Source organism: Okeania sp., from assembly GCF_983059655.1.
In genome coordinates, this window is the sequence record NZ_CEZPJD010000668.1 from 1 (window position 1) to 4,469 (window position 4,469).

Annotated in this window: 1 protein-coding gene; it reads left to right on the forward strand. The window is 37.0% G+C overall.

Annotation, left to right across the window (positions count from 1 at the left end; genetic code table 11):
* Nucleotides 1-21: 21 nt before the first annotated feature.
* The coding region (locus AC3DU7_RS26290) for an nSTAND1 domain-containing NTPase (RefSeq protein ID WP_488042229.1) at nucleotides 22-4,469 on the forward strand (4,448 nt) is incomplete at its 3' end.

The following is a 4,469-nucleotide window of genomic DNA, read 5'->3' on the forward strand; positions in this document are numbered from 1 at the left end:
GACTAAAATGGGCTACCGTGCATGAACCGAAAAGCATTAGTAGTAGGCATCAATCATTATCCTTTGCTGAAAGATAGCTCTGCTCAACCCCGAAATTTGATTAAACCAGCAGCAGATGCAGAAGCGATCGCTCAACTGTTAGAAACCTATGGCAATTTTCAAGTGCAGCGCTTTCCAGGGGCTAACATAGAAGGTTCTTGGCAAGTAGATCCTCATCCCAAGACTAAAAACTGTGAAATAAATGCTTTGAAAGAAGCTATTTCTAAATTATTTAATCCTCTAGATAATATTCCTGAAACTGCTTTATTGTTTTTTGTTGGAAATAGTTTATTAGATGAACAAGGAGGGGTACAAGAAGGATTTTTAGCAACCAGTGATACGAACCCCCAAAAAGGAAAATGGGGAATTTCACTACATTGGTTAAGTCAACTATTACAAAAATCTCCTGTTAAACAACAAATAGTATGGTTAGACTGTTACCATCAGGAAAAAAAAATTGACTTCTTACAAACAACTCTTAGTAAGATAGAATCAACTTATAATGATAGGTGTTATATTTTTGTTTCTCAAGGAATAGAAAATTCTACAACACAAATAAATTCAGAACATAGCTTTTTCACAAATTGTTTATTAGAAGCATTAGAACCAGAAAATTATTCAGATACTTGTGTAACAAATTATAATTTAATAGACTATATAAATCGAAAATTAAATCTTTCTACTCTACATCCAGTATTTAATAATTCTGGTAATGAAATTATTTTAACAGGGGAAAAAGAGGCTACAGAAAATTCCGATCTAACAGCCGGAGTTTGCCCTTATAAGGGACTAGCTGCATTTGAGTTTAATGATAAAGATTCTAAATATTTTTATGGTCGAAAATCTTTGACAAATGTACTTTTAGAAAAGGTTCGTTCTCGGAATTTTTTAGCAGTAGTCGGAACCAGTGGTATTGGTAAATCAAGTGTAGTAAAAGCAGGGTTATTATATCAACTTAAACTAGGGCAAAGATTGTCGGGAAGCAACACTTGGCCAATATTAATGATTAGACCAGGAGAACATCCTTTAAAAAATTTAGCAGCAGCATTTGTAGATTATCAACTACAGACATTGTTAACACCAACAACAGAAGAAACAACAACTGCACAGAAAGAATCATTACAATTTTACACTACTAATTCTCAGCAGCATAAACAAAAAAAGCGACCGCCAAAATCATCTATTCCCGATCCACCACCACCACCAGCAAAAGAAATAAGAGGAAACCGTAGGCGATCGCCAGAAAAAAGAAAGTCCGATGCCACATTACCTCCTAAAATCAAAAATTCTCATAATGAAAACCTAGAGCAAGAGATAAAAAAGGCGCAAATTGAACGTATAATTTATTCGCCCATAGAAATCGAAGAATTAATAAATCAGGGTGCTAGTGGGTTTAGACAAGTGTTGCAAAATACTCAAGCACCCAGAATAGTAATGGTAGTAGACCAGTTTGAGGAAGTTTTTACCCTGTGTTTAGATAAAATTGAAAGACAGCAATTTTTTGAATGTTTGATGGGGGCAATAGACAAAAATTACCAAGATAATTCTTATGCTAGTAAATTTCTGTTAATTATTACTATGGGGGCAGAATTTTTAGGTAAATGCTTTGAGCAGGAATATTCTGGGTTAGCTAGGCAAATTCAATCTCATTTAGTGACAGTAACGCCGATGACTCAACTGGAGCTGCAACAAGCGATCGCCGAACCTGCGAAACAAGTAGGCATAGAAATTCAGCCAGAATTAGTCGAACAAATGATTGTAGATACAGAAAGTCATGCTAATTTGCCGTTATTACAATATACTTTAATAGAACTATGGCGACAGCGTCGCACCGATCAATTTACTCTGAATCAATATATTAATTTAGGTGGTGTCAAAGGTTGTCTAGAAAAACAAGCTTATGCAACTTATCACTCCCTCAATGCTAGAGAACGTCAGGTGGCCAAGCAGATATTTCTCAAACTTGTACAAATAAATGAAGATACAGTAGTCAGTTGTAAACGAGTATTAAAAACTGATTTAATTACCCCTCAACAATCATTAGCAGTTGTGAGTAAGATACTGAAAAAATTAGCAAAAGCCAGATTAATAATAACTACCAAATTCACAAACTATCAAAATACTAATCAAACAGTAACAGTAGTAGAATTAGCTCATAATAGTATTATTCATAATTGGTCTCAGTTAAGTTTTTGGGTGGAGTCAAACCGGGAAGCAATTAAACAAAAACCTGGTATGGAAGCTGATGCTCAACGGTGGTTGAAAAAAGATAAATCAGACAAATACCTACTAAGTGGGCGCAAATTAAGTTTAGCTGAAAGTTTATTAGAAAGTGATGCTGATAGTGCTTTTGTATCTGTATTAGCCAAAGAATTTCTCGAAAAAAGTATCAACCGCAAACGTTTTCAAAACAATTTTCGGGTCGGGAGTATAATAGGATTAATTTTAATTTTAGGTGGGTTAAGTGGATTTTCCTTGATTAGTTGGCAAGTGGCAGAAAAAGATAAATTAAATTCCCAACTTAATGCTTTGAGCTTATCGGCAGAAAATCAGTTTACTGCTAACCAACGCTTTGACGCTTTACTTACTGCTATCAAAGCTGGCACAAAGTTACACAATACCTCAGAAGTATCAGCAGATGTAAGAATGCGAGTTTTAATTGCTTTGCACAAAACTGTTTATGGTGTGAGTACGCGCAGAACAATAGCAGAACATACACAACCTGTTAATAGCATCAGCTTGAGTAAAGATCGAAAAATAATTGCTTCTGCTAGTGATGATGGTACTATCAAACTCTGGAGTAACTCTGGGGAAGAATTAGCTACTTTAAAAGGACATCAAGGCGCTGTTTACAGTGTTGACTTTAGTCCTAATAGTAAAATGTTAGCTTCTGCTGGTGATGATGGTACTGTGAAACTCTGGAGTCAGAATGGTACAATATTAGTAACAATGAAAAGCCATCAGGGAGCAGTTAATAGTGTGAGCTTTAGTCCTGATGGAAAAGCGATCGCTTCTGGTGGCGTAGATGGCACGATTAAATTATGGAATCTTCAAGGTAAATTATTGAAGTCTATTCAAGCACATCAGGATAAAATTTATAGTGTTAGCTATGGTAAAGTATTAGCCTCTGCTAGTGAAGACAAAACGGTGAAGTTATGGAACTCTCAAGGCAAACAATTGGCTACTCTCAAAGGGTTTCAAGACAGAGTTTTGAGCGTAAGTGTCAGCCAAGATGGTAAAACTATTGCTACTGCCAGTTGGGATCATACGGTGAGAGTCTGGGGTATAAATGGTCAAAAACTAGGTACTCTCAGAGGTCATAAAAGTCCAGTTGTCAGCGTTAACTTTAGTGCCGATAGCAAAACTATTGCTTCTGGAAGTTCTGATGGAACAATTAAACTTTGGACTCATTATGGTCGAGAAATAACAACTCTCAAAGGTCATGGTACTTTAGTTAGTAGTCTCAGTTTGAGCAACGATCGATTAACTCTTGTTTCTGCTAGTGCTGACAACACAATCAAACTTTGGAATCTTCAAAAACGGAAATTGCCTACTCTCAAAGGACACACCAGTTATATCACAGCCATTAGTTTTAGCCCAGATGCTGAGATGATCGCTACCGGGGGTTACGACCGGAATGTAAAAATTTGGAGTCGAGATGGAGCGGAGTTAGCAAGTTTAAAAGGGCATAAACGTGGTATTCATAGCTTGAACTTTAGTCCAGATAGTCAAACTGTGGCTTCTGCAAGTGCTGATGGCATAGGAATAGTTTGGAATTTAGCTGGTTTGGGTAATGCTACTCTTTCCGGGCATAAGGACCGGGTTTATAGTATTAGTTATAGTCCTGATGGTAAAATGTTGGCAACTGCTAGTTTAGATAAAACAATTAAACTATGGAATATTCGCGGTCAACAACTATTGACTATTTCAGGGGGTATTGATGACTTGAGAACAGTGACTTTTAGACCAGACGGGAAGGCGATCGCTGCTGGTGGTTTTGGGGGGCAGAGCAAGGTTGTGTTGAAAATATGGACCATAGAAGGTGAGGAATTAGGAAAATTTGAAGGGTTGTGTAGTGTTGTGAAGAAGGTTAGTTTTAGTGCAAATGGAAAAATTCTGGCTGTAGCTTGTTCTGATAATACAGTTAAATTATTAACTCCTGAAGGTCAAGCGATCGCTACTCTCAGAGGACATCAAGATCAGGTGAATAGTCTGAGTTTTACGCCCGATGGCAAAATTATCGCTAGTGGTAGCGATGACGGCATGGTAAAAATTTGGACTCTTGATGGTGAAGAGTTGGTAAGTTTGGCAGGTATTCGAGAAGGGGTAATGGATGTTAGTTTTAGTCCAGATGGTAAAATGCTCGGTGCGGTTGGTAGAGACCGAGTAGCAATATTATGGAACTTTGATTTAGATAATTTATTGGCGCG